We start from the raw sequence: 19,846 nt of genomic DNA on the forward strand, positions 1-19,846 counted from the left end.
TCGTTCCGGGATCAGCCATGACCAGCGCCGCTGAAATCATCGCCATGCTTGGCCTCAAGCCGCATCCGGAAGGCGGCTGGTATGCCGAGACCTTTCGCGACGGCGCCGGTGGCGCGCGTGGCCATTCGACGGCGATCTATTTCCTCCTTGAACAGGACCAGATTTCGGCCTGGCACCGGGTCAAGGACGCGGCCGAGGTCTGGCACTTCCATGCCGGAGCGCCGCTGGCGCTGTCGATGTGCGAGGAAGGTAGTCCAATGCTTAACCAGGTGATCGAGCAGGTGCTCGGCATTGAGCTTGCGGCGGGCGAGCGGCCGCAGATCGTCGTGCCGGCCGGCTGGTGGCAATCGGCGCGCAGCCTCGGCGAATGGACGTTGGTCGGCTGCACCGTGGCGCCGGGCTTCGACTTCGCCGCGTTTGAAATGGCCGAGCCGGGCTGGCAGCCTTAGGCCAGAAGAAAACCAAGAGTTATGCAGAGCTGGGCGGCGTAGTACAGCACCCAGACCGCATAACGGATGCCGGCGCGATAGGGTGCTATTGCCGGAACCAGGAATTTCTCGCGGCAAGCAGCCCGTCCGATGCCATGAACATAACAGCGCCGCCGATGACCCACGGATTGTCGAGCGTCAACGCCGAGATGCCCATCGCCAGAATGGCCGCGATATAGACGGCGATCGGCACCCGCAGGCCGGGACTGACACGGCGCCAGAGTGCTGCCAGCATGACGACTGCGAAGGCCGCCATGGCCAGCGCGATGGCGCCGCGCCATGTCTCGGTGCTGAGCACATCCAGCCCGCCGCCGCTGCGCAGGAAGAGCGGCACATAGAGGACATGCGCCGCAAGGAAGCTGGCCAGCCCGCCGAGGAAGGCCTTTTCGCCGTCACGCGACAGGAAGGCGTCGCCGACGGCGCTGAGCGCCAGCGCCGCGACGAGCAACAGCTGCCCACCTTGCATGAAGGCCAGCGCCGCAAGCATGGCCACGGACAGCGTCTTTGCCGCCGAGCGGGCCAGCGTCGGCCGCATATCCAGGGTGAGGGCGTAGATCACCGCCGCCACCAGCGAAAAAATCAATGTGGCGTTGGCATTGGCGTCAATGCCGCCGGCAAACGGCATCGTCATGCGCTTGCTCCACCCGTTGCCGCCTTGCGCAGGAACAACGATTTCGCCGCCAGCGCCGCGCCGCCGGTGATCAGCACGCAGGCCGCCAGGATACGCAGCGACGGCTCGGCAACGCCCGCCGCGATCAGCACCAATGTCGACAGCAGTGGCGCCGCATAGCTTGCCGCGCCGAGCACCTGGATGTTGCCTCGTTTGACGCCGATATCCCAGGCGTAGAAGGCGGCACCCACCGGCATCAACCCCAAACCAACCACCGACAGCCACTGGCCGGGGCCATCGGGCAGCACCGTCTTTTCCAGCAGAAGATGGCAGATGAGGGACAGGGCTGCCGTGGCGGCGCAGAACCAGGTGACGATCGAGGTCGGCACCGCCGGAAAGCGCCGCGACAGCAGCGAATAGGACGACCACAGCAGCGCACACACGGCCGCCATCGCATAGCCGAAGGTGTAGCGAGCATCGAAGGCGAGGCCGCCACCCTTGGTGACGATCAGCACGGTCCCGGCGAGCCCGAGCAGCGCGCCCACGACATGGTTCCAGGCCAGCTTCTCGCCCGGCATCAGCGCTGATCCCAGCACGATCAGCAGCGGCCACAGATAGGCGATCAGGCTTGCCTCCACCGCCGGCGCGTTGCGCAGCGCGGTGAAATAGAAGAAATGGTAGCCGAACAGTCCGGCAATGCCGATCACCCAGACCTGGCGTGGGATCTTCAGGCTTTTATCGGTCGCCGGCATGAACAGCCGGGCAACCAGCCCGACCGCGGTGCCGATGGTGAAGGTGATGGCCGAGAGCAAGAATGGCGGCACGGCGCCCGACGCATCGGTGAGCAACGCCAGCAGCGCCCACATGGCGACCGCCGAGAAACCGATCAGTGTTGCGCGCCCCATGCCCGTCTCCGGCGACGCGCCCCATTCTATTCGGGTGGGCGCGTCTATTCAGTTGCTTCGAACCGCCCCGCGCTGACAGTCAAGGTGCCGATCTGCGTCCCGACCGTGGCGTGGATGGGCGCATATATGCCGGTTTGGCCGAGCGGTGCAAACGTCACCATCATCTGGCTCTTCTTCTTCAGGTAATTCAGCGCCTTGCGGCCCTTGCGGTAGCCTGCCACCGGCTCGAAGCTCATCTTGCAGGTAACGGTGTCGCCCTTGTAGCCCTTGACCGAGATCGATCCTTTCGAGGCGTAGGTCAGCGTCAGGTCGGCGCGCATCTCGCCGTCATAGAATTTCACCTTGCGCCCACAGACCTGGTCGAGGCTGTCGGCATGGATGACGGTAGCCGCCATCGGATCGAGCACCGATGCCAGATCGTTGCTGCCCAGCGGTATCCAGTTTTTGGGATTGCGCTTTTTCGGTTCGGGAATGACCTGGGTGGCGGTCACCGCGCCATTGGCAAAGCGGATATCGACCATGGAAGCCTTCTTGCCGGACTTATAATCCGCGCGAAATACCTGTGGCTGCATCTGCTTGCCCAGGATCTTGCCCTTTGACGAGATCGTGCCGCTCGTGTCGTCGAACAAGGTGGCGAGACCCGCGCTGGAGACGGTGCCGTCTATGGAATAGTTACCGCCTTCGTAGTGGCTGGAAAATGTCGCCTTGGCCACGGAAAGGCCGAGGAACGACACCGTGTATTCGCCCTTGAAGGACTGTGCGGTGGCTGCGGGCGCGGCAGCAAGGGTGGATGTCGGCAAGGCGGCGACAAGTATGGCGACAACGGCATGTGACGGGCGAAGCATGGCGGGCTCGGTCCTTGATTTTTTTATCCGGAGCGCGGGCGACTCCGGCTTGATATGTCCCTGTCCGACCGCTTATAGGCTGAATTCCGGCCTTTATGTGAAACGCTCGTCACAGTCGTGGGTAAGCCGGAGCTTGACGCATTGGCGAAATGCAACTATGGAACGCCAACTTTTCCATAAGGCCGCCTGACTGAAACCGCGCGCCACCCGGCGCGGGCGAACAAGGTTTGGCAGGCTAGACAGAACTGAAGGTTAGAACCATGTCCCGCACCTGCGAACTCACTGCCAAGGCAGTCCAGACCGGCAACAATGTGAGCCACGCCAACAACAAGACCAAGCGCCGCTTCCTGCCGAACCTCGTCAATGTGACGCTGATTTCGGAAGCGCTGAACCAGAATGTGCGCCTGCGCATTTCGGCCAACGCGCTGCGTTCGGTCGAGCATCGCGGCGGCCTCGACGCCTTCCTAGCCAAGGCCGACGCCAAGGAATTGTCGCAGCGCGCGCGCCTGTTGAAGAAGCAGATCGCCAAGAAGCTGGCTGACCAGCCCGCCGCTTAACGATATCAAGGCGGGGGACGACCGCCCTGAGCATCGGAGCAATCCGATGCTCAAAACATTAAAGGCAGCAGCATCGGAGCAATCCGATGCTCAAAACTTGCAAGGCAGCGCGATCCGGATTTCGGCTAGCGCCTGGCTGGTTCCATTACCCAGAATAAAAAAATGACTTCCTTCTCGCGATATCTGCCCTTTGTGGCCGCCATGGCGCTTGTCGTCGTGGCATCGAACATCCTCGTGCAGTTCCCGATGCAGGGCCAGGCCGGCGGTCTGTCGCTGGGCGACATCTTGACCTGGGGCGCCTTCACCTATCCCTTCTCCTTCCTGGTCACCGACCTTGCCAACCGCCGCTACGGGCCGACCGTGGCGCGCCGCATCGTCCTTGTCGGCTTCATGACCGCTGTGGTCTGCTCGATCCTCGTCCCGCCCTTCCTGTTTCGCCACGGCCTGATCGAGTTCGAGACATCAGCCGACCGGCTGGTGCGCATCGCCACAGCTTCCGGCGCGGCCTTCCTTTGCGCGCAATTGCTCGACGTCACCGTGTTCAACCGGTTGCGCCGGCAGAGCTGGTGGCGCGCGCCGATCGTCGGCACGCTGGTCGGCTCGGTGTTCGACACCCTGGTGTTCTTCAGCATCGCCTTTTCGGCCGCCTTCGCTTTTGCCGGCCCGAACGACAGCTTTGCGCTGGAGACGGCGCCGCTGATGGGCGTGCTGCCGTTCGAGACCATGCGCTGGGTCTCCTGGGCGCTGGGCGACCTCTCGGTGAAGCTGATCATCGCTGTTGTGGCCCTGATCCCCTACCGGCTGCTCGCCGCCCACTGGAGCCAGCCGGCCGTGGCTGTCTAGGCCGTGATTCCCTGGGTCCAGCTCGGCTCGGCCAAAACGCCTGACGGCGGACAGGAACTGCGCCTCAAGCAGCGCGGCAGCGAATTCTCGATCATGCTCGGCACCAATGAGCTGATGAACAGCCGCCTCAGCGGCTCCGAGGAAGCGCTGGCCAAGCTCTCCTGTGAAAAGATCGGCGGCCGCGCCCAACCGAAAATCCTGATCGGCGGCCTCGGCATGGGTTTTACGCTGCGCGCTGCGCTTGCCCAATTGGGCGCCGACGCAGGCATCACGGTTGCCGAGCTAGTCCCCGCCGTCATCGCCTGGGCGCGCGGCCCCATGGAGGCGGTCTTCGCCGGCTGTCTCGACGATCCCCGTGTGACGGTTCGCGAAGCCGACGTCGGGCACATCATAAGATCCGACAAGGCAGCCTGGGACGCCATCCTGCTCGATGTCGACAATGGCCCCGAAGGCATCGTCTACAGGGGCAACGACGCCCTCTATGGCGCTGCCGGCCTCGGCGCGGCGCGTGCAGCGCTCAGGCCCGGGGGCGTGCTGGCTGTTTGGTCGCAAGGCCCCGATGCCGGCTTCACACTTAGGCTCAAGCAGGCGGGCTTTGTCGTGGACGAGGTGAAGACGCGCGCCAATGGCAAGCGCGGCGCGCGCCACGTCATCTGGATCGCCACCAAGCCTTAGGGCTCTCAATCCTGGTGCAGGATGAATTCCAGATAGAGGTTGCGCTGCAGGATCGAATGGTTGTCGTCCGAGATCAGCGACACCATCAGCGCTCCGTCATCGCGGGTCCAGACGTCGAGCCCTTCCATATTGTCGATCTGGTAGCCCATATCGGCTTCCATCAGCACCGGCCCGTCGGCAACCGCGCCCTTCTCGACGCTTTCGCCATAGATGCGTCGCAGCCGCATCCTGACACCGCCGGCCATCGAGAAACTGCGCTCCAGCAGCAAGAGATCGCCATTCGGCAGGAAAGCGCCGTCGGTGATGTCGAAATCGCCGTTGCGCTTGACCGTGAAGACGCCCTTGTGCGGCCCTTCGATGATGGCGGCATAGATGTTGCCAGCCTTGTCCAAGCTCTTTTCCGAGACCACGACGAGGCCGCCCTCGTGCTGGCCGTTGGGATTGGCGTGGGTGACGGTCTCGAAACCGCGGTTCTGTCGCAGTTCGCGGGCTGGAACCAGAAAGTTCAGTTGCTTGAACGGCGCCGTCATGTTGCTGGGGTCGATCTTGAACTGGGCGACGCGGTGATCGCGCTCGAAGCCGACGGTGGCGATGCCGTCCTTGACTGCAAGGCCCTCGGCATCGACTTCCCATTTCCTGTCGATCGGCCGGCCCTTCTCATCGACCATCTGCTGCATGCGGAAATTCTGGATGCCGGACGGCCGCTTGTCGGCATCATGGGTGATCGAGCCGAAGAACCAGAAGCCCGTATCGGCGACGCCGATGAAATCGCTGCCGGGTTTGACGAACCGAAATGCCGACAGCGCGCCGAAATCGCGCGTCGTCGAGTTCATCTCAAGACCGCCGACGAATTCCAGCGGCCCAAACTGCTTGTCGGCGCTGCCGATATGGAAGGTGGTGATCGGCCGCGCCGAGACTTGGACCGGCTCGACCGCGCTTGGGCCGGCGGCGATGGCCGGCGCAAACGCCATGCCGGACAAGGCAGTGACCGCGAAGAGCATCTGCCGAAACCCGCCGCGCAAGAAAATCATCCGGCGCGCCGGTAGCCGCCGCGGCGTGTATCGCGCACGTTTTCCTCGGCGAACAGCGAGGCCAGCTGCTCGGTCATGGCGCCGGCCAGTTCCTCGGCATCGACGATGGTGACGGCGCGCCTGTAATAACGGGTGACGTCGTGGCCGATGCCGATGGCCAGAAGCTCGACCGGCGAGCGCGTCTCGATCAGCTCGATGACGGCGCGCAGGTGCCGCTCGAGATAGTTGCCAGGATTGACCGACAGCGTCGAATCGTCAACCGGCGCGCCGTCCGAGATCATCATCAGGATCTTGCGCTGTTCGGGCCGGGCGATCAGCCGGTTGTGCGCCCATAACAACGCCTCGCCGTCGATGTTTTCCTTCAGCAGGCCCTCGCGCATCATCAGGCCGAGATTGCGCCGGGCGCGACGCCACGGATGATCGGCGGATTTGTAGATGATGTGGCGCAGATCGTTGAGCCGGCCGGGGTTCGGCGGCTTGCCGTCCTTCAGCCACTTCTCGCGAGCCTGTCCGCCCTTCCACGCGCGCGTGGTGAAGCCGAGGATCTCGACCGAGACGCCGCAGCGCTCCAGCGTGCGCGCCAGAATGTCGGCACAGGTGGCGGCAACCGTGATCGGCCGACCGCGCATCGAGCCCGAATTGTCGAGCACCAGCGTCACCACCGTGTCGCGGAATTTGGTGTCGCGCTCCTGCTTGAACGACAACGGCTGCATCGGGTCGATGACGACACGAACCAGGCGTGCCGGATCGAGATAACCCTCTTCGAGGTCGAAATCCCAGGAACGGTTCTGCTGCGCCATCAGGCGGCGCTGCAGCCGGTTGGCGAGCCGGCCGACGACGCCGGAGAGATTGGCCAACTGCTTGTCGAGGAAGGCGCGCAGCCGGTCGAGTTCTTCCTCCTCGCACAGCTCTTCCGCACCGACCGTCTCGTCGAAGGCGGTGGTGAAAACCTTGTAGTCGATCTCTTTCGGCAGGTTGGCGAAGGGGTTGTCGTTGCGGCGCGCCTCGCCCGGCGTTTCGGCGTCCGCATCGTCATCGTCGGAAAGATCGTCGGCAGTGGCGTCGGAGGCCTCAGTCTCCGACGACTGTTCGTCGTCGGCGGAGGCCTCGGCATCCTCGGACTGCGACTGCTCGGAGCCGGAATCCTCTTCGCCGCCCTCCTCGCTCTGCTCCTCGCCTTGCGGCTGGTTGTCGTCATTGTCCTCGGAGTCTTCGGTTTCCTGGTCGTCGCCGAGTTCCTCGGCCATCTCCATGGACGCAAGCATCTCGCGCACGACGCGGGCAAAGGCCTGCTGGTCGCCAAGCTTGGCCGACAGTCCGTCGAGATCGGCCTTGGCTTTTTCCTCGACCCAGGGCCGCCAGAGGTCGACCAGCCGTTCGCCGCTCTTCGGGATCGGCCGTCCGGTCAGCTTCTCGCGCACCATCAGCGCCAGCGCTTCCTCGATCGGCGCGTCGGCCTTGTCCTTGACGTCGACAAGGTTGGCCTTGGCGTATTTGTCCTCCAGCATGGAGCCGATATTGTCGGCGACGCCCTGCATGGCGCGGCTGCCGATCGCCTCGACGCGGGCCTGTTCCACGGCGTCATAGATCGAGCGCGCCAGCTTGCCTTCCGGCGCCAGTTTGGTGTGGATGCGCTGATCGTGGCAGGCGCGCTTCAGCGCCATGGAATCGCCCAGGCCACGAGTAATCGCGATGTCTGTCTTGGACGCTTTCTTCGGCAGTTCGGGCAGTCGGGCGCGGCTGCCGGCGAGCGCCGGGCGGTCCTTGGCGAAACCGACTTCGAGCTCCTTGTCGCCGGCGATGGCGCGCATGCAGACGGTGACGGCACGCTTGAAGCTGTCGGCTTCAGACCCCGTCTTCGACTTGTTGCGCGTGTTGTCGCCCGGACCCGCCATCAAGGCTCAGCTTACCCCAGCACCACGTTGGCGGCGCTCTCGGGCAAATCCTCGCCGAAGGCGCGCTGGTAGAACTCGGCCACCACCGAACGCTCCAGCTCGTCGCACTTGTTGAGGAAGGTCAGCCGGAACGCCATGCCGATATTGCCGAAGATCTCGGCATTTTCGGCCCAGGTGATGACGGTACGCGGGCTCATCACGGTCGACAGATCGCCATTGATGAAGGCCGAGCGCGTCATGTCGGCGACGCGCACCATCTTGTTGACGATGTCCTTGCCCTTGCCGTCGCGATAGTGCTTGGCCTTGGCCAGCACGATGTTCACCTCATTGTCGTGCGGCAGGTAGTTCAGCGTGGTGACGATCGACCAGCGATCCATCTGCGCCTGGTTGATCTGCTGCGTGCCGTGATAGAGGCCGGTGGTGTCGCCGAGGCCAACGGTGTTGGCGGTCGAAAACAAGCGGAACGCCGGATGCGGGCGGATGACCCGGCTCTGGTCGAGCAGCGTCAGGCGCCCCGATGATTCCAGCACTCGCTGGATGACGAACATCACGTCCGGACGGCCGGCATCGTACTCGTCGAAGCAGAGCGCGACATTGTGCTGGTAGGCCCAAGGCAGGATGCCGTCGCGGAATTCGGTGATCTGCAGGCCATCCTTGACGACGATGGCGTCCTTGCCGACGAGGTCGATACGGCTGACATGGCTGTCGAGGTTGACGCGTACGCAGGGCCAGTTAAGGCGGGCTGCGACCTGTTCGATATGCGTCGATTTGCCGGTGCCGTGATAGCCCGAGACCATGACGCGGCGATTGTAGGCAAAGCCGGCAAGGATCGCCAGCGTCGTCGCCTTGTCGAACAGATAATCCGGATCGATGTCCGGCACATGTTCCGAGGTCACCGAATAGGCCGGCACCACCATCTTGGACTCGAAGCCGAATTTGTCTTTCACTGACACCGTCGTGTCGGGCAAATTGGCGATGTCGCGATCGACCTTGTTCATCTCTATCCGAGTCTCCACGGGCGAAATGCCTGATTTCGCCGGCAATCGTTTTTGTCCGGGGGCGGTCTTAGAGCCTTTTCCACCCTTATGAAAGTTGGAAAACGACACGAACCGTTAGGTCGCTCAGCACAAACCCGCCTGCTTGAGCACGCGATAGGCCTGCAGCACATCGCGGAACCGGTCTTCCGAACCTCTATCGCCGCCATTCGCATCCGGATGGTGGCGCTTCACAAGTTCCTTATAGCGCGCCTTGATGTCCTTGCCAGTCGCCTTTGTATCAAGGCCAAGCGTTTCCAGCGCCTTGGCCTCAAGCGGCTTGGCCTTGCGTTCGCGCGCCTCGCGCGGGTCCTTCGGCCCTTTGAACAGATCGAAGGGATCGCGCATGCGGTTGTAATAGCCGGCGCGACCGGAACGCTGCTGGGCGAAATCGGGCGAGGAGCGCGTCGAGGCGCCGGCGACGCCCATCTTCCATGTCGGCCGGTGGCCGGTCATCGCTTCCTTCTGGAAGCGGGCTATCTCGGTGTCCGGCACGCCGGAGAAGTAGTTGAAACCCTTGTTGTATTCGCGCACATGATCGAAGCAGAACTGAAAATACTCGCCTTCCTTCATGCGTCCGACCGGCGCCCGGTGGGTACCGGCCTCCTTGCAGCCGTCCCACTGGCAGATCGGCGAGTGCGACTTCAGCTCCGCATCCTTGTCGGGACGGACCCGAATTTTCTCGAAATATTTGGGGTACGGTTTCATCTCACCCATTTATGGGCTGTTCGCACGTGCGAAACAAGAATTGACATTTTCGCGATCATCGCCCTAACCGCTGAATCGCGGCATAAAGCAGGGCGAATGGCGATTTTTGAGGCGGCCCGGCGGGATCGATCCCGATTTCCCGATCACGCCTTGCAGATATGGTGAAGGGAGATGGCGATGTCCATACAGGCGACGATGGAAGACAAGCTGAACAAGGCGTTTTCGCCGGAGCGGCTGGCGATCGTCAATGAAAGCCACCTTCATGCCGGTCATCACCACCACGGCTCCGACGATCACGGTGCCTATGACGGCACCGGCGAGACGCATTTTCGCGTCCGCATCGTCTCATCCGTCTTTGCCGGCATGAGCCGCATCGACCGCCACCGCGCCGTCAACGAATTGCTCGCAGCGGAGCTGCAAGCCGGTGTCCATGCGCTGGCAATCGAACCGGCTGCACCCGGCGAAAAGACCCGTTGGTAAGTCTCTCCGCCTCAGATCACCGCTTCGATGAGAAACGGTCCCGGACGCGACAGGGCACTGTCGAGCAGCGCGTCGAACCGCTCGCACGTGTCGGCGCGGGCCGCCTCGACGCCCATGCCTTTGGCCAGCGCAACCCAGTCCAGCGCCGGATGGTCGAGATCGAGCATGCGCCTAGCGTTCTCGCCGATCTCATTGACCCCGACATTCTTCATTTCGCCATGCAGGATGGCGTAGGTCCGGTTGGAAAAGATGATGGTCACGACGTCAAGCTTTTCCCTGGCCTGGGTCCACAGTCCCTGCACCGTGTACATGCCGCTGCCGTCGGCCTCGAGATTGATCACCTTGCGGTCCGGGCAGGCGATCGCTGCTCCTGTCGCCATCGGAATGCCGCCGCCGATCGATCCGCCCGTACCCATCATGTAGTCGTGCGGCGCCGCAAAGGCGGATAGCGCGAAGAACCGTCTCGCCGAGGTGACCGCTTCGTCGCAGACGATGGCATTGGCCGGAAGTTTGCGCGCCACCGACAGCGCGATGGCATCGTCCGTCAGTCTGCCGCTCAGCGTCGGTTCGTCTGGAAAGGCGGTTGCGGCGGCGAATTGCTGCGTCGGCTTGATGCCGACCTCGGCAGCCAGCGCCTCCAGCGCCGCTTTCAGATCCTGGCCATGCGCCGCCAGCAAAAGCACCTTGCAATCGTCCCGAACCAGCCGCCCGGGCTTGCCGGGATAGGCGAAGAAGGCAACCGGCTCCTTGGCGCCGACCAGCACCAGCAAGTCGATATCCCGGAGCATGGCCGTCGCCGCATCGACCGGATAGGGAATGCGGGTCGGGGCGAACCGCCCGCGGCCGCGTTGCATGCGGGCGATCAGAACCTCACTGAACAGCCTGACATCGCTTCCCGATGAGATTCTCCCTGTGATTTCAAGGGCATCGGCGCGCGCCGCTTGCCCACGCACCACCATGCCGACACGGTCCGGCGCTGCGCGGATTGCTTCGGCGATCGTGTGCACAACAGCCATGTCGACCGCGGGCGGCGGCGCCAGCTTCACCTTGCCAGGCGAAATCGCAGCAACTTCGCCCCAGGCCGCATCCGCAGGCAGGATCAGCGTCGTGACGCCAGGCGGCGTGAGTGAGGCGCGGAAAGCCGCCTCTGCGGCCGGCACAATATCGGCCGGCCCCTTGACGCGGCCAACCCAGTTCGACATCGGCGACGCCAGGCCTTCTATGTCGCTGGTCAGCGGGGCATCGAGCGGCAGATGGTAAGAAGCATGGTCGCCGACAATGTTGATCATCGGGCTGCGCGCCCGCCTTGCGTTGTGCATGTTGGCCAAACCGTTGGCGAGACCCGGTCCGGTATGCAGCAACGTTGCTGCCGGGCGGTCGGTCATGCGCGCATAGCCGTCGGCGGCGCCGGTCACCACGCCCTCGAACAGGCCGAGCACGCAGCGCATCTGAGGTTTGCGGTCCAGTGCGGCAACGAAATGCATTTCGGATGTGCCAGGATTGGCGAAGCAGACCGTGACGTCATTGGCCAGGAGCACGTCGCACAGCAGATCGGCGCCATTCATGATTTTCTTTCCCAATCGACAATTCAGGAACAATTGCACCTGTAGGCGCCGGGTCGGCAATGTCCCGCCGGGGCTTTTGGTCTGATCCAGGACGCCTCGCGGGGATCCGGCGATCAACCGACGGTCCATTCAGGAAGGCCAGCATCGCGGCGGTCAACGCGTCGCCGTCCTCGCCGAAGTCGTGATTGATCGACATATGCGTGTAGGCGTTGCCGTCGAACAGCGTCACTTCAGTGCCGATGGCGCGCAGGCGTTTGGCAAAGCCTTCGATTGGTCGTCGCGGCCTTCGGCGCGCGAATAGGCGATGAAGGTCGGCGGATGCTTGTGTCCATCGAGATAGCTGGCCGGCGACAACGCCGCCCATCAGCGCCGCAGCACCGGGCAACCCGCCATTCCAGCCACTCCGAATGTTTCCTCCCAAGCCTTCTACCCGGATTGCAGCCACTCTCCTTCATGTGAAGGGAACCAACAATGCTTTCCGACAGTTGAAGGTGATGAGGCGATTGGAATCCAGATCGGCTCCGAGGGCAGAACATCATGCGTGCAACCCAATCCGACGTCTTCGATCTTTTTTCGGAAATTTATGCCAATGCGGCGGACGAAGAGGTCAGCATCCAACAGTATCTTCTTGCCTGTCGGGAAGACAAATCGATGTACGCTTCGGCGCCCGAAAGGATGGTCGACGCAATCGGCGAACCAAAACTGGTTGACACCAGCAAAGACGAGCGCCTCGGCCGCATCTTCGCGAATCGGACCCTCAAGATCTACCCTCATTTTTCCGACTTCTATGGAATGGAGGATACGATCGAGCGCATAGCTGGATATTTCCGCTATGCCTCGCAGGGGCTCGAAGAACGCAAGCAGATCCTCTATCTCCTCGGCCCGGTCGGCGGCGGCAAATCCTCTCTGGCCGAGCGCCTGAAGAAACTGATGGAGCAGCGCCCGATCTACACGCTGAAGGTCGGCAACCAGATCAGCCCGGTTTTCGAGTCGCCGCTTGGGCTGTTCCATCCCGATCACATGGGTGATCTGCTAGAGGATAAATACGGCATAGCCCGGCGCCGGCTGAACGGATTGATTTCGCCATGGGCGGCCAAGCGCCTCGACGAATTGTCTGGCGACATTTCCAAATTCAGCGTCGTCAAGCTGATGCCTTCGCGGCTGCGCCAGATCGGCATTGCCAAGACCGAACCTGGCGATGAGAACAATCAGGATGTCTCGGCCCTGGTCGGCAAGGTCGACATCAGGCAATTGGAAAATTTTAGCCAGTCCGACCCCGATGCCTATTCCTATAGCGGTGGCCTGAACCGGACCACGCAAGGTCTGCTTGAATTCGTCGAGATGTTCAAGGCACCCATCAAGGTTCTGCATCCGCTGCTGACCGCAACACAGGAAGGCAGCTACAACGGCACGGAAAATTTCGGCGCCTTTCCCTACCAGGGGATCATCGTCGCCCATTCCAACGAGTCGGAATGGCAACAGTTCAAGAGCAACAAGAACAACGAGGCGTTTCTCGATCGCATCCTGGTGGTCAAGGTACCCTATTGCCTGCGGATCACCGAAGAGAGGCAGATCTATGAGAAATTGCTGCGTGAGAGCGAGTTGGCCGCCAGCCCCTGTGCCCCTGAAGTTTTGGACATCCTCAGCCGCTTTGCAGTTTCGACGCGCTTGGCCGAGCACGACAACTCGCCGCTCTACACCAAGATGCGCGCCTATGACGGCGAAAATCTGAAGGAAGTCGATCCCAGGGCAAAGTCGGTCCAAGAATATCGCGACGCCGCCGGCGTCGATGAAGGCATGACGGGCGTCAGCACGCGCTTTGCCTTTAAGATCCTTTCGCAGACATTCAACTTCGATAATGAGGAGGTGGCCGCCGATCCTGTGCATCTGATGTACATTCTGGAGGAGGCGATCAAGCGGGAGCAGTTCCCGAAGGAAACGGAAGCGGCCTATCTTGAATTCATCAAGTCGGAGCTTGCGGCGCGCTACGCCGAGTTCATCGGCCACGAAATCCAGAAGGCCTATCTGGAGTCCTATAGCGAATACGGCCAGAACCTCTTCGACCGCTACATCGCCTATGCGGATGCCTGGATTGAGGACCAGGACTACAAGGACCCCGACACCGGCCAGATCCTCAACCGGGAGATCCTGGACAACGAACTTTCGCAGGTCGAGAAACCGGCAGGCATCGCCAATCCCAAGGACTTCCGTAACGAGGTGGTGAAGTTCACTCTGCGCGCTCGCGCAAGAAACCACGGCCGCAACCCGTCATGGACCAGCTATGAAAAATTGCGCGAGGTCATCGAGAAGCGGATGTTCGGACAGGTCGAGGACCTCTTGCCGGTGATCAGCTTCGGCTCCAAGCAAGACAGCGTTACGGAAAAGCGCCATAACGAATTCGTGCAGCGCATGATCGAGCGTGGCTACACAGAACGGCAGGTACGCCGGCTGGTGGACTGGTACATGCGGGTGAACAAGGCGGGTTGACAGAGCCGGATGGTTCCATGCCGATCTTCATCGACCGTCGCCTGAACCCCAAGGACAAGAGCCTTGGCAATCGACAGCGCTTCCTCAGGCGTGCTCGCGAGGAGTTGAAGCGGAGCATTCGCGATCAAATCCGCACTGGCAGGATCGCCGACGTGGATACCGAGCACGCCGTGCCCATGCCTGAAAGGAAAACAGCCGAGCCGAGCTTCAACGATGACAGGGCCAGCGGACGGCGCCGACACATCCTTCCGGGCAACAGGCATTTTTCCCCTGGAGACCTGCTCCCGAAGCCGCATGGGGGCGGCGCGGCGTCGTCGCCAGGAAACACGGCGTCGGAAGACGATTTTCGTTTCGTGCTGTCACGCGAGGAGGTGCTCGAACTCTTTTTTGAGGATCTCGAACTGCCCGACCTGGTTAAGCTCAATCTCAAGGAAATCCTTGCCTTCAAGCCGCGCCGGGCCGGCTTCGCGGCAACCGGTTCCCCGACCAACATCAATGCCGGCCGCACCATGCGCAACAGCCTAGGCCGGCGCATTGCGCTGAGGCGCCCCACGCAGCAGGAACTGGAGGCGATCCTCCGGGAAATCGTCACGCTTGAGTCGGCCCCGGCCGGCGCGGCGGTGCGCCAGCGCATCGCGGAATTACGCGACGAGCTTGACCGGCTGGAGCGACGGCGCAGGCGAATTGCCTTTGTCGATCCGGTCGATATCCGATTCAACCGCTTCGACGCCCGGCCGGTGCCGAATGCCAATGCCGTCATGTTCTGCCTTATGGACGTGTCCGGATCGATGGGCCAACGCGAAAAGGACTTGGCCAAACGCTTCTTTGTGCTGCTGCACCTGTTCTTGAAACGGCGCTACGAACGCACGGAGATCGTCTTCATCCGCCATACCCATGAGGCGCACGAAGTGGATGAGGACACGTTCTTCTACAACACGCAGAGCGGCGGTACGATCGTCTCCACCGCGCTCGACGAAATGCACCGCATTATCGGCCAGCGCTATCCTGCCAGCGAGTGGAACATTTACGCCGCGCAGGCCTCTGACGGGGACAATTTCACCACCGATTCCGAGCGGTGCATAGAGCTCATGAACGGCAAGCTCATGCGCCTGTGCCAGTATTTCGCCTATGTCGAGATCATCGACGAACGCGAGAGCCACATATTCGGTGCTACCGAAAACGGGACGTCGCTTTGGCGCGCCTACAGTACGATTGAACTGAAATGGCCCAACTTCCAGATGAGCCGCATCGCTGCTCCCGCGGATATTTACCCGGTCTTCCACCGGCTCTTCGCCAGGCAGCCGGCGGCCATCAAGAGCGCTTGAGAGAGAGATGGTCAGGCGAGCCAACGAAACGAATTTGTTGTTTTCCGGTTCCGACTGGAATTTCGAGAAATTATCGCGGGCTTTTGAAGAGATCGAGGCGATCGCGGTCGACGAGTTGCATCTCGATACTTACCCGGTCCAGATGGAGATAATCTCCTCCCAGCAGATGCTCGACGCCTACTCATCTATCGGCATGCCACTGATGTATCGGCATTGGTCGTTCGGCAAACATTTCCTTCACCAGGAGCTTCTTTACCGTAAGGGTGGTCGGGGGCTGGCCTATGAACTGGTCATCAACTCCAATCCCTGCATCGTCTACCTCATGGAGGAAAACACCATGGCGTTGCAGGCCCTTGTGACAGCCCACGCGGCGCTTGGCCACAATCATTTCTTCAAGAACAATCATCTGTTTCAGCAATGGACCGACGCCGGGGCAATCCTGGGTTATCTGGACTTCGCCAAGGGCTACATCGCCCGGTGCGAGGAGCGGCACGGCCTTGCAGCAGTGGAGGCCATTCTCGATTCCGCCCATGCGCTGATGGAACAAGGGGTGTTCCGCTACCACCGGCCGCCAAAGCTCTCGTCGGAGCGACAGCGCGAAGGGCTTCGCGAGCGCCTCGAATACGAAGAGCGCTCCTACAACGATCTGTGGCGCACGCTGCCGCCGTCGCAGAACAAAAACAAGTCCGGCAATGAGGATCAAGGGATGGCGGAGCGCAAGAGATCGCTCAACCTGCCCGAGGAAAACCTCCTGTATTTCCTCGAGAAGAACAGCCTGATCCTGGAACCCTGGCAGCGCGAGATCATCAGGATCGTCCGCGTCATCGCGCAATATTTCTACCCGCAGCGACAGACTCAAGTGATGAATGAAGGCTGCGCCACCTTCGTGCATTATACGCTCATGAACATGCTATTCGATCGTGGCCGGATCGGCGAAGGTGCCATGCTCGAAATCCTGCGCAACCATTCGAACGTGATCTTCCAGCCGGCCTTTGACGATCCCCGGTTTTCAGGCATCAATCCCTATGCCCTCGGCCTCGACATGATGCAGGACATACAGCGCATTTCGACCGAGCCGACGGCGGAGGACCGCGACTGGTTCCCGGACATTGCAGGACATGGCAACTGGCGCGAGGTCCTGCTTGAGGCCTGGGCCAACCACCGCGACGAATCCTTTATCCGCCAGTATCTCAGCCCGAGCTTGATCCGAAAATGGCGGTTCTTCGTGCTTGGCGATGGAGCCGACAAACCGCATTTCGAAGTCGCGTCGATCCACAACGAACGTGGCTATCACAAGATACGCGCCCAGCTTGCCCACAGTTACGACCTTGGAGCGAATCGGCCGGACATCCAGGTGATTGATGTCGACCTGCTCGGCGACCGGCAGTTGCGACTGCAACACAGGGTAAAGGATGGTGTTGTGCTCGAAGGCGCCAGCCGTGACGCGACGCTCCGCCATGTCCGCAGCCTCTGGGGCTACGAGGTCAGCCTGGTTGCAGTTGACGCTCAAACCGGTGCGACCATCCACGAACGGTCTACGAGCCAGATCGCGGCATAAGCTCGGCAAAGAGCGTTCTGTTGCGGGCCTGCTCGGTACCTTTAGGATTCGCCCGCCGGCCTGATCCTGATCCTGGCGATCCGGTTCTTGTCGCGTTTCATCACCACGAAGCGCTTGCCGTGGAAGGTGAAAGCCTGCTTTTCCTCGGGGATCGACTGCGTCTCGTGGATGACCAGCCCGGCAATGGTGGTCGCTTCCTCGTCAGGCAGGTTCCAGTCGAGCGCCCGGTTGAGATCGCGGATCGGCACGGTGCCGTCGACGACCACGGAACCGTCCGCCTCCTGCTTGACGCCCTGAATGTCGACATCGTGCTCGTCGGCGATCTCGCCAACGATCTCCTCGATAATGTCCTCCAGCGTCACCAGCCCTTCGACCTCGCCATATTCGTCGACGACGATGGCGAAATGCGCCTTGGCGCGCAGGAAGGCGTTGAGCTGTTCCTGCAGCGTCGTGGTGTCGGGCACGAACCAAGGCTTCGACGCGATCTTCATCACGTCGACCCGGGAAAAGTCGTTGCCGACCTCGTTCAGCGCTCGCAGCAGGTCCTTGGCGTGCAGCACGCCGACAATGTTGTCGAGAGAGCCTTTCCACAACGGCATGCGGGTGTGCGGGCTTTGCAGGATCTCGCGCACCACCGCTTCCGGCCCATTGTCGGCATTGACCGAGCGCATATTGGTGCGGTGGACCATGATGTCGGAGACTTCGAGCTCGGCGAGATCGAACAGCCCGCCGACGCGGTCGCGGTCCTCTCGCACCATCTGGCCGTCGCGGCGGAAATCGTCGACCGCGCCGCGCAACTCGTCCTGGGTCGAGCGCTGCGGCTCGATGCGCGACAACTCATAGCCGAACATGGCAAGCAGGCGCGTGCGCACGGCCAGGACAAGCAGGATGAGGATGGCAAGGACGGCGACGACGGTCCAGCCGGGCTCGTTGATCATCGCGGCCGGCTTTCCTGGCCCGGGTGGTTCTCCCTGAGGAACGAAAGTACTTCCGACGCAGGTACATCCTTGGCAATAAAAGCCTGGCCAACGCCGCGCGTCAGGATGAAGGTCAGCGCGCCGCGCGACACTTTCTTGTCCTGGGTGATGAAGCCAAGCAGCGCCTCGGCATCGGGCAACTCACCAGGGATGTCGGCCATCCGCCAGGGTAGACCGACGGCGCGAAGATGCGCCTCCACGCGCGCCGCGTCGTCCGGGCTGGCCAGATTGAGCCTTGCGGAAAAACGGTGCGCCAAGGCCATGCCGATGGCGACGCCTTCGCCATGGACGAGGCGGGCGCCGTCATACTGTGTGGCGCCTTCCAGCGCATGGCCGAATGTGTGGCCAAGATTGAGCAGTGCGCGGTCGCCGGTTTCGAACTCGTCGCGGGCGACGACATCGGCCTTGGCGCGGCACGCCTCGGCAATGGCCTCGGTCCGCTCCGGTCCGCCAGCGAACACCTTTTCCCAGTTCGCTTCCAGCCAGGCGAAAAACGCCGGTCGGTCGATCAACCCGTATTTGGCAAGCTCGGCATAGCCGGCGCGAAATTCGCGGATCGGCAGCGTGTCGAGCACTTCGGTGTCGGCCAGCACCAGCTTCGGCTGGTGGAAGACGCCGACCAGATTCTTGCCGCGCGGGCTGTTGATGCCGGTCTTCCCACCGACCGAGGAATCGACCTGCGCCAGCAGCGAGGTTGGAATCTGGACGAAATTCATGCCGCGGCGCACGATGCCGGCGGCAAAGCCGGTCAGGTCGCCGATGACGCCACCGCCGAGCGCAATGACGACATCGCCGCGCTCCAGCTTGGCGGCGAGCACGCCGTCGACTACCTCTTCGAGATGGGCAAAGCTCTTGGTCTTTTCGCCGGCCGGCAAAGTGATGACGGCAGGCTGGATGCCGCCTGTTTCCAGACCGGCCTTCAGCGCGTCGAGATGTGCCGCCGCGACATTGTCGTCGGTGACCACCGCCGCTCTCGTGCGGGGCAGGCGGCGCGAAATCTCGGCGCCGGCGCGCGCCAAAAGGCCGGGGCCGATCAGGATGTCATAGGCGCGCTCGCCAAGGCCGACCTCGACAGTGACCGGTTCGCTCACAGCCGCACCTCGCCCGGCGCAGTCGGAGCCGGAATGCCGAAATGCCCGCACAGCGCGTCGACAACCTCCGTCGCAATGACCTCCTTGCGGTCGTCGCGTGTCGGCACGGTGATGTTGGACGTGGCATAGACCGGGTAGCGCTCGCCCATCAGTCGCTCGAGCACGGCGCGCGGATCGGCGCTTTTGAGCAACGGCCGGTTCTGCTTCTTGGACACGCGCTCCATCAACAGGTCGATCTCGGCCTTCAGCCACACCGACACGCCATGCCCGGCGATCGCTTCCCGCGTCTGCGCATTCATGAACGCGCCGCCGCCGGTCGACAGCACCTGCGGCCCACTCTCCAGCACGCGCAGGATGACGCGCTGCTCCAATGCCCGGAATTCGGTCTCGCCATAGCGTTCGAACAGTTCCGGCACCGTCATGCGCGACACGGTTTCTATCTCCTGGTCGCTGTCGACGAAGGGCAGCGACAGCATCGTCGCCACCTTGCGGCCGATCGCCGTCTTGCCGGCGCCCATCAGGCCGACAAAGACGATCGAGCGGCTGCCCAGCCTGTCGAGCAGCGCGGCATGGCTATCGCCGGGAGGATTTGCTGGTAACGCGTTCATGAGACCATGCTGTTTCTAAGCCGTCTTTGCCGGCGTATCGACATCAAAAGCCCGTTTGCGTCAAGCATAGCGCCTTTCGCACGCAGAGCCCTTCGTCCTTGAATTGACGGAATTAGCGTCCCATAAGGACACGGGCTTGGAATCGCAGAGCAAGAAGACGGGCG

The 19,846-nt window shown here is 62.3% G+C and carries 19 protein-coding genes and 1 pseudogene; 8 read left to right on the forward strand and 12 right to left on the reverse strand.

Annotated elements, in window-relative coordinates:
- Positions 1-17 precede the first annotated feature (17 nt).
- The gene (locus ACYG9Z_RS10620) at positions 18-449 is read left to right on the forward strand and encodes a cupin domain-containing protein (protein WP_023699114.1); all 432 of its coding nucleotides are present in this window, start codon (positions 18-20) and stop codon (positions 447-449) included.
- Here ACYG9Z_RS10620 and ACYG9Z_RS10625 read toward each other — a convergent pair.
- The 3 genes and pseudogenes from ACYG9Z_RS10625 to ACYG9Z_RS10635 all read right to left on the reverse strand — a co-directional run bounded on the left by ACYG9Z_RS10625 (position 446) and on the right by ACYG9Z_RS10635 (position 2,848).
- Positions 446-1,119 (reverse strand): annotated as a pseudogene (locus ACYG9Z_RS10625) (lysoplasmalogenase). The gene ACYG9Z_RS10620 and the pseudogene ACYG9Z_RS10625 overlap by 4 nt on opposite strands.
- Positions 1,116-2,003, reverse strand: coding sequence for an aromatic amino acid exporter YddG (gene yddG, locus ACYG9Z_RS10630; RefSeq protein WP_023714980.1), 888 nt, complete (start codon positions 2,001-2,003; stop codon positions 1,116-1,118). Before yddG ends, ACYG9Z_RS10625 begins: the two are co-directional and overlap by 4 nt.
- A gap of 44 nt (positions 2,004-2,047) precedes the next feature.
- Complete coding sequence (locus ACYG9Z_RS10635) at positions 2,048-2,848, reverse strand: DUF3108 domain-containing protein (protein WP_023714981.1); 801 nt, start codon at positions 2,846-2,848, stop codon at positions 2,048-2,050.
- A 260-nt stretch (positions 2,849-3,108) separates the two neighbouring features.
- On the opposite strand from ACYG9Z_RS10635, the gene rpmB reads away from it, so the two are divergent.
- The 3 genes from rpmB (at position 3,109) to ACYG9Z_RS10650 (ending at position 4,923) form a co-directional block, all read left to right on the forward strand.
- A complete protein-coding gene (gene rpmB, locus ACYG9Z_RS10640; RefSeq protein WP_023670682.1) occupies positions 3,109-3,405 on the forward strand; it encodes a 50S ribosomal protein L28 in 297 nt (98 codons plus the stop codon).
- Between the two features lie 162 nt (positions 3,406-3,567).
- Positions 3,568-4,248, forward strand: coding sequence for a queuosine precursor transporter (locus tag ACYG9Z_RS10645; RefSeq protein ID WP_023737438.1), 681 nt, complete (start codon positions 3,568-3,570; stop codon positions 4,246-4,248).
- 3 nt (positions 4,249-4,251) lie between these two features.
- Positions 4,252-4,923 carry a polyamine aminopropyltransferase gene (locus tag ACYG9Z_RS10650; protein WP_023714983.1) on the forward strand — a complete coding sequence of 224 codons (672 nt, stop codon included), beginning with the start codon at positions 4,252-4,254 and terminating at the stop codon, positions 4,921-4,923.
- A gap of 5 nt (positions 4,924-4,928) precedes the next feature.
- Here the strand turns inward: ACYG9Z_RS10650 and ACYG9Z_RS10655 are convergent, their stop codons facing one another.
- The 4 genes from ACYG9Z_RS10655 to ACYG9Z_RS10670 form a co-directional block, all read right to left on the reverse strand.
- Positions 4,929-5,954, reverse strand: a complete 1,026-nt coding sequence (locus ACYG9Z_RS10655; protein ID WP_023737437.1) for an esterase-like activity of phytase family protein — start codon at positions 5,952-5,954, stop codon at positions 4,929-4,931.
- Positions 5,951-7,849 carry a cobaltochelatase subunit CobT gene (cobT, locus tag ACYG9Z_RS10660; RefSeq protein WP_023737436.1) on the reverse strand — a complete coding sequence of 633 codons (1,899 nt, stop codon included), beginning with the start codon at positions 7,847-7,849 and terminating at the stop codon, positions 5,951-5,953. The genes ACYG9Z_RS10655 and cobT overlap by 4 nt, the downstream gene beginning before the upstream one ends.
- Before the next feature lie 11 nt (positions 7,850-7,860).
- Positions 7,861-8,847: a cobaltochelatase subunit CobS gene (cobS, locus tag ACYG9Z_RS10665; protein WP_023670677.1), complete on the reverse strand. Its 987-nt coding sequence runs from the start codon at positions 8,845-8,847 to the stop codon at positions 7,861-7,863.
- A gap of 123 nt (positions 8,848-8,970) precedes the next feature.
- Positions 8,971-9,600 carry a J domain-containing protein gene (locus tag ACYG9Z_RS10670; RefSeq protein ID WP_032887126.1) on the reverse strand — a complete coding sequence of 210 codons (630 nt, stop codon included), beginning with the start codon at positions 9,598-9,600 and terminating at the stop codon, positions 8,971-8,973.
- 168 nt (positions 9,601-9,768) lie between these two features.
- Here ACYG9Z_RS10670 and ACYG9Z_RS10675 point away from each other — a divergent pair, with 168 nt between their 5' ends.
- Positions 9,769-10,071, forward strand: coding sequence for a BolA family protein (locus tag ACYG9Z_RS10675; RefSeq protein ID WP_023670675.1), 303 nt, complete (start codon positions 9,769-9,771; stop codon positions 10,069-10,071).
- A gap of 11 nt (positions 10,072-10,082) precedes the next feature.
- On the opposite strand, the gene ACYG9Z_RS10680 is transcribed toward ACYG9Z_RS10675, so the two are convergent.
- Entirely contained in the window at positions 10,083-11,636 is a 1,554-nt protein-coding gene (locus ACYG9Z_RS10680) for an acetolactate synthase large subunit (protein ID WP_023737435.1), read from the reverse strand.
- Positions 11,593-12,021, reverse strand: a complete 429-nt coding sequence (locus ACYG9Z_RS10685; RefSeq protein WP_245259876.1) for a hypothetical protein — start codon at positions 12,019-12,021, stop codon at positions 11,593-11,595. Before ACYG9Z_RS10685 ends, ACYG9Z_RS10680 begins: the two co-directional genes overlap by 44 nt.
- A 152-nt stretch (positions 12,022-12,173) precedes the next feature.
- Here ACYG9Z_RS10685 and ACYG9Z_RS10690 point away from each other — a divergent pair, with 152 nt between their 5' ends.
- Genes ACYG9Z_RS10690 through ACYG9Z_RS10700 form a run of 3 tightly spaced genes read left to right on the forward strand, consistent with a single transcriptional unit; the run spans position 12,174 to position 17,006 of the window.
- Positions 12,174-14,123 carry a PrkA family serine protein kinase gene (locus ACYG9Z_RS10690; protein WP_023686732.1) on the forward strand — a complete coding sequence of 650 codons (1,950 nt, stop codon included), beginning with the start codon at positions 12,174-12,176 and terminating at the stop codon, positions 14,121-14,123.
- Between the two features lie 17 nt (positions 14,124-14,140).
- Positions 14,141-15,448, forward strand: coding sequence for a YeaH/YhbH family protein (locus ACYG9Z_RS10695; RefSeq protein WP_023686733.1), 1,308 nt, complete (start codon positions 14,141-14,143; stop codon positions 15,446-15,448).
- Between the two features lie 7 nt (positions 15,449-15,455).
- A complete protein-coding gene (locus ACYG9Z_RS10700) occupies positions 15,456-17,006 on the forward strand; it encodes a SpoVR family protein (RefSeq protein WP_023670670.1) in 1,551 nt (516 codons plus the stop codon).
- Positions 17,007-17,047: 41 nt separating this feature from the next.
- Here the strand turns inward: ACYG9Z_RS10700 and ACYG9Z_RS10705 are convergent, their stop codons facing one another.
- The 3 genes from ACYG9Z_RS10705 to ACYG9Z_RS10715 are packed head-to-tail and all read right to left on the reverse strand — an operon-like array spanning position 17,048 to position 19,682.
- On the reverse strand, positions 17,048-17,944 hold the full coding sequence (locus ACYG9Z_RS10705; protein WP_023751685.1) for an HlyC/CorC family transporter: 897 nt from the start codon (positions 17,942-17,944) through the stop codon (positions 17,048-17,050).
- A complete protein-coding gene (aroB, locus tag ACYG9Z_RS10710) occupies positions 17,941-19,074 on the reverse strand; it encodes a 3-dehydroquinate synthase (protein WP_023751684.1) in 1,134 nt (377 codons plus the stop codon). Before aroB ends, ACYG9Z_RS10705 begins: the two co-directional genes overlap by 4 nt.
- Complete coding sequence (locus ACYG9Z_RS10715; RefSeq protein ID WP_023670667.1) at positions 19,071-19,682, reverse strand: shikimate kinase; 612 nt, start codon at positions 19,680-19,682, stop codon at positions 19,071-19,073. Before ACYG9Z_RS10715 ends, aroB begins: the two co-directional genes overlap by 4 nt.
- Positions 19,683-19,846 lie beyond the last annotated feature (164 nt).

Source organism: Mesorhizobium sp. RSR380A (assembly GCF_054719385.1).

Bases quoted from the DNA above. Each gene is read 5' to 3' on its own strand.
- ACYG9Z_RS10620 (WP_023699114.1), top strand. From the start codon at position 18: ATGACCAGCGCCGCTGAAATCATCGCCATGCTTGGCCTCAAGCCGCAT.
- yddG (WP_023714980.1), bottom strand. From the start codon at position 2,003: ATGGGGCGCGCAACACTGATCGGTTTCTCGGCGGTCGCCATGTGGGCG.
- ACYG9Z_RS10635 (WP_023714981.1), bottom strand. From the start codon at position 2,848: ATGCTTCGCCCGTCACATGCCGTTGTCGCCATACTTGTCGCCGCCTTG.
- rpmB (WP_023670682.1), top strand. From the start codon at position 3,109: ATGTCCCGCACCTGCGAACTCACTGCCAAGGCAGTCCAGACCGGCAAC.
- ACYG9Z_RS10645 (WP_023737438.1), top strand. From the start codon at position 3,568: ATGACTTCCTTCTCGCGATATCTGCCCTTTGTGGCCGCCATGGCGCTT.
- ACYG9Z_RS10655 (WP_023737437.1), bottom strand. From the start codon at position 5,954: ATGATTTTCTTGCGCGGCGGGTTTCGGCAGATGCTCTTCGCGGTCACT.
- cobT (WP_023737436.1), bottom strand. From the start codon at position 7,849: ATGGCGGGTCCGGGCGACAACACGCGCAACAAGTCGAAGACGGGGTCT.
- cobS (WP_023670677.1), bottom strand. From the start codon at position 8,847: ATGAACAAGGTCGATCGCGACATCGCCAATTTGCCCGACACGACGGTG.
- ACYG9Z_RS10670 (WP_032887126.1), bottom strand. From the start codon at position 9,600: ATGGGTGAGATGAAACCGTACCCCAAATATTTCGAGAAAATTCGGGTC.
- ACYG9Z_RS10675 (WP_023670675.1), top strand. From the start codon at position 9,769: ATGTCCATACAGGCGACGATGGAAGACAAGCTGAACAAGGCGTTTTCG.
- ACYG9Z_RS10680 (WP_023737435.1), bottom strand. From the start codon at position 11,636: ATGAATGGCGCCGATCTGCTGTGCGACGTGCTCCTGGCCAATGACGTC.
- ACYG9Z_RS10690 (WP_023686732.1), top strand. From the start codon at position 12,174: ATGCGTGCAACCCAATCCGACGTCTTCGATCTTTTTTCGGAAATTTAT.
- ACYG9Z_RS10695 (WP_023686733.1), top strand. From the start codon at position 14,141: ATGCCGATCTTCATCGACCGTCGCCTGAACCCCAAGGACAAGAGCCTT.
- ACYG9Z_RS10700 (WP_023670670.1), top strand. From the start codon at position 15,456: ATGGTCAGGCGAGCCAACGAAACGAATTTGTTGTTTTCCGGTTCCGAC.
- ACYG9Z_RS10705 (WP_023751685.1), bottom strand. From the start codon at position 17,944: ATGATCAACGAGCCCGGCTGGACCGTCGTCGCCGTCCTTGCCATCCTC.
- ACYG9Z_RS10715 (WP_023670667.1), bottom strand. From the start codon at position 19,682: ATGAACGCGTTACCAGCAAATCCTCCCGGCGATAGCCATGCCGCGCTG.